Origin of the sequence: Muribacter muris, assembly GCF_001038205.1 — a bacterium.
Lineage (GTDB): Bacteria > Pseudomonadota > Gammaproteobacteria > Enterobacterales > Pasteurellaceae > Muribacter > Muribacter muris.
Genome location: NZ_JWIZ01000090.1, coordinates 1 through 2963 on the forward strand (window position 1 = coordinate 1; position 2963 = coordinate 2963).

At 38.5% G+C, this 2963-nt stretch carries 6 protein-coding genes and 1 pseudogene; 6 read left to right on the forward strand and 1 reads right to left on the reverse strand.

All coding sequences use genetic code 11. The features are described 5' to 3' along the window. Positions 1-27 precede the first annotated feature (27 nt). The 6 genes from RO21_RS11160 to RO21_RS13585 are packed head-to-tail and all read left to right on the forward strand — an operon-like array spanning position 28 to position 2100. Positions 28-393, forward strand: a complete 366-nt coding sequence (locus RO21_RS11160; RefSeq protein ID WP_047977859.1) for a hypothetical protein — start codon at positions 28-30, stop codon at positions 391-393. Further along, entirely contained in the window at positions 390-746 is a 357-nt protein-coding gene (locus tag RO21_RS11165) for a hypothetical protein (protein WP_047977860.1), read from the forward strand. Before RO21_RS11160 ends, RO21_RS11165 begins: the two co-directional genes overlap by 4 nt. Before the next feature lie 34 nt (positions 747-780). Beyond that, positions 781-1077 (forward strand): excalibur calcium-binding domain-containing protein, encoded by a 297-nt coding sequence (locus RO21_RS11170; RefSeq protein ID WP_047977861.1) that lies wholly within the window; start codon positions 781-783, stop codon positions 1075-1077. Between the two features lie 32 nt (positions 1078-1109). Beyond that, the gene (locus RO21_RS11175; protein WP_047977862.1) at positions 1110-1565 is read left to right on the forward strand and encodes a hypothetical protein; all 456 of its coding nucleotides are present in this window, start codon (positions 1110-1112) and stop codon (positions 1563-1565) included. A 14-nt stretch (positions 1566-1579) separates the two neighbouring features. After that, positions 1580-1729: a hypothetical protein gene (locus tag RO21_RS13580; protein WP_241482500.1), complete on the forward strand. Its 150-nt coding sequence runs from the start codon at positions 1580-1582 to the stop codon at positions 1727-1729. Positions 1730-1767: 38 nt separating this feature from the next. Then, complete coding sequence (locus tag RO21_RS13585; protein WP_241482501.1) at positions 1768-2100, forward strand: hypothetical protein; 333 nt, start codon at positions 1768-1770, stop codon at positions 2098-2100. A 205-nt stretch (positions 2101-2305) separates the two neighbouring features. Here the strand turns inward: RO21_RS13585 and RO21_RS13175 are convergent. Then, positions 2306-2963, reverse strand: a pseudogene (locus tag RO21_RS13175) (hypothetical protein); the annotation flags it as partial.

Below are 2963 nucleotides of genomic sequence, written 5' to 3' on the forward strand. Positions count from 1 at the left end.
TGACAATCAACAAAGGCAGAGCAACTTATGCAACAAATCAATGCACTCAATCCTCAGTTCCAATCAAAAGATCTACTTATTGATCTTGATATGGCTCAACGGCTAAAAAAGACGGGAATTCCCGAAGCAGCTTTACTCGACTACATACAGCACGCTTACCAATTTGCGTTTGAGCATAATATCAATTTACGCCAACCCCATTTGATTCCCGATGTCGAAGATGAACACGCATTTATCTATATTCTTCGTGATAATAATCTTACATCAGAGCAACGTATTCAATATGACCTTAAATTAGCGGCTCATATGTTGGCATATATTAAAGCACATAATAATGACTACCCTTATGAAAATGTGATGTTTTTTATTGGGCGCTATAAGGATAAAGTATGATTACACCCGATGATTTAATACAAAAATCAAACGAATTTTCTACACAAACAGAAGAAATATATTGGCGAGAAAGTACCCGCCTTGCCTATTATGCGGTTTACCATAAATTACAACAATTTGCCACTCAAAACAGTATTGACCTATTAAAAGGCAAGGGAGGCGTACATAAAAAAGCAATTAGCTCAATCCAACATTATTCCGATACGGGTCGAGATTTAGCCTATTATATGGATAGAATGAAAAAACAACGTGTGATTGCCGATTATTATTTAACAGATAATTTCTTACAGGAAGATGCAGAAAACCAACAAGCGACAATGCAAACCTGTCTAGGTTATTTATCACAATTATAGAACTTCCTAATAAGATAAGTAAACGTACAATAAAATGAATAAATACCTTACCCTAATTACATCCGGTCTATTTGCGGGGTCAGCTTGGGCATATAGTTGCGATACACCTGCCCCTTATTGCAAAGCGATGGTATCTTGCGAGCAAGCACGTTTTTACCTTAATCAATGCGGCGTACACCGTCTAGACCGAGATAATGACGGTATCCCCTGCGAAAATGTCTGCGGGAAATCGGGGAAGAAAACCAAATCGGCTAAAACAACAAAATCAAAAGTAAGTAAAGCCTATACCAAGAAAAAACGTTCCGGTTCAAAACGGGCAAAACGAAGATAGACAACTAAACACAACAACCACGGAGGTCTATTATGGGTGATGTAAATAACCAATATTTTCACAGTGGGGTCAATCAGGTAAACGGCATCAATGTCGAAAACCAAACTAAAATTGAGATACATCAGCATTTTTTCAGCCCGTTTGAGCGGGAAAAATTGCACCAAGAAATAATGGCACTGCGAGATAGTGATCCGGTATTCTTTAAAATGCTGCAAAACACCTGCACCCGCCTCTACGGTAGTTTTATGTTTGTGAAATTAAAAGATGAGGAGTTTAGAAAATTCTACGAAATCAAAAATGTCCTGTTTTCAATGTATCAAGATAAAGAGAAGCACCGCCTATCGCTGACCGAAGAAAAAGCCAAGGTGGTGCAATTAAAAATCGACCTTGCCACTGCCCAAAATCGTGTCGCCGACTACGAACGAGAACTCAGCAAAGTAAAACGTGGTGGCGTATTGGGGAGAGTGATGCGTTTCTTAGAAAAGTAAATCAGGGAATAATTATGAATAATATTTGGCACTTGTTCCGTGATGAATCTGGGATCAGTGGAAAACCATATTACGCTTTTGGTGCATTATGGATAAAAGAAGGCAAATTATCCCAATTTGAATCTGAAATAAAAACAGAAAGAACCGATTTATATTATCTGTAGATGATTTACCATTCAGTTATAAAAAAGCAGGTGAAACAATGCAGATTATTGCAAATAATATCATTAGACAAAATACTGGAATATCAGAAGCTATTTTAAACTTAAAGGAAGTGAACTCAAAATACTGCCACGGAGTACAATTATGCGATTTACTTTTAGGTGCGGTGTTAAATGCCTATCAAAAAGAATCTACTTCTGAAAGAAAACTGGCTCTTTCAACTCTAATTGCCCATCACTTAGGATGGGAAGCATTAAAATACGATACGTTAATGACCGAAAAGAAATTTAATATTTGGTATTTCTATGATCCTACTCAAGGTCCTAGGTTAGTCAAATCAAGAGAAACCAAACTAAAATACCCACTCTATTAAACTTAACACGAGGCAACAGACCTTTCAGCCTGTCCGTTGAGTGTCCTCACAAAATCTTGCAATTTCCTCACTAGGCGGAATCACACAAAGTAGCCGCCTCTATCGTTCTTTGTGCATCAGTATTACTTACTGCTTTTTATACTAACTTTTTAAAATACAAAAATCAATATTAGAATATGTCAATATTTAAATTTGTGAAGTAGATCTAAATTTCCCTCGCCCTCAACTCCATCTCCACTTGGCTAGTAAACCCACTGTCTGCATTTAGGCTGTGGGTTACTTGGGTGATTAGCCAATCGTTTGAATCAATTTGAGCCTTAAAGCCGGCCACACTCACCGTCATTTCAGGCATTAACTCGGCATTGCCTTCCGCAAGGGATAGACTGAAAGTTGCTAAGCCTCTCTGCAATTTTTCAAAATTTCGTTTGCACGCATTGAGTGCCGATTGTTGAGTGGCATAGGTATGCCGTAGAGTTTTAATATTCTCCGAATCACTTTCTACGGGTTTATGATGTACAACCTCATTTACCTTACGCCCTTTGCCTTTGACAAACACGGTTTCCTTAATGCTTTGTCCGTCTTTGCCTTTGATAACTTTGCCCTTTTTATAGGTTTTGATATTACCGTTTTTATCCTTTTTAACCCTGCCTTTGCTATCCCGCATTGGCTCGCCCGCTTTGCCCCGCTTGACTTTCGTTACCTTACGCATTGTCGGCTTCACCACTTTTTTCACTTCGGTATTTTCATCAAAGACCACTTCGCCCCGCTTGCCCGTATTAGTATCGTGCCAATAGGCTTTGACCGCCTTAAAATTATCCCCTTCCGCTATACTAAAACGGTGATTATCACCACTTTGTCTGCGA